Annotated in this window: 1 pseudogene; it reads right to left on the bottom strand. The window is 73.8% G+C overall.

Features of this window, described 5'->3' with window-relative positions:
- Positions 1–617: pseudogene (locus UK82_RS42925) on the bottom strand (DUF222 domain-containing protein); the annotation flags it as partial.
- Between the last annotated feature and the right edge of the window lie 150 nt (positions 618–767).

The raw sequence follows: 767 nt of genomic DNA, 5'->3' as shown, positions 1-767 counted from the left end.
GCGGTGCGTAGCAGGGCGGCGCCTTCGGCGTCGAGTTCCCCGTTGATCAGGGTGGTGCCAGCGGGGGTGTCGGTGAGGGTGAGCCGGCGGATGTCCGCCGGGTCCGGGCTCGGTTTCTCCCGGCCGCCGAGGCCACCGCTGCCACCGCCGGTGCCGGCGTTGCCGGCGTTGCCGGTCGTGCTGCTGCCGGCGTCGGTCTTGCCGGTGCCGCTGCGGGGGTTGGGGTGTTCGCCGGTGTGGCTGTCGGTGTGGGGGTCGTCGCCGCCGGGGGAGGTGTCGATGGTGGTCAACGTTTCGCGGAGGCGGGCGGCGAGTTTCACCAGGTGGTAGGGGTCGAACTGGTCGGCGAAGCCGATCAGTGCCTGTTCGGCGGCGGCCCGCTGCTCGCCGGTGACGTCGGTGGGCAGGGTGCGTATCGCGTCGCAGATGACCACCGCCTGCTCCACGGTGATCGTTCCCTCGGCCAGGGCCGTGCCGGTGGCGGTGCACATGGTGGTGGTGTCGTGGGCGAGGGTGACCTGCCGGCGGGCGTCGCGGGTGGTCAGTCGCAGCCGGTCCCGTAGCCAGCCGGCGAGATCGGTGGCGCCGTGGCGGACGGCGAACCCACGGTCCTGGGCNTCCACGAACAGCAGGCCCCGCGCCGCGGCGACCCGGCCGGTCAGCCGGCACATCCCCTCGATCAGTCCTGCCAGTTCCCCGTCCGACAGCTGCCAGGCCTGCGCGGCCAGCAGCCCGTCGAGGTGGCGGGAGATCGTCGCGAGGCGGGC

Origin of the sequence: Frankia sp. ACN1ag, assembly GCF_001414035.1 — a bacterium.
In the GTDB taxonomy this organism is placed as follows: Bacteria; Actinomycetota; Actinomycetes; order Frankiales; family Frankiaceae; genus Frankia; species Frankia torreyi.
This window is presented reverse-complemented; position numbering and strand designations above follow the sequence as displayed.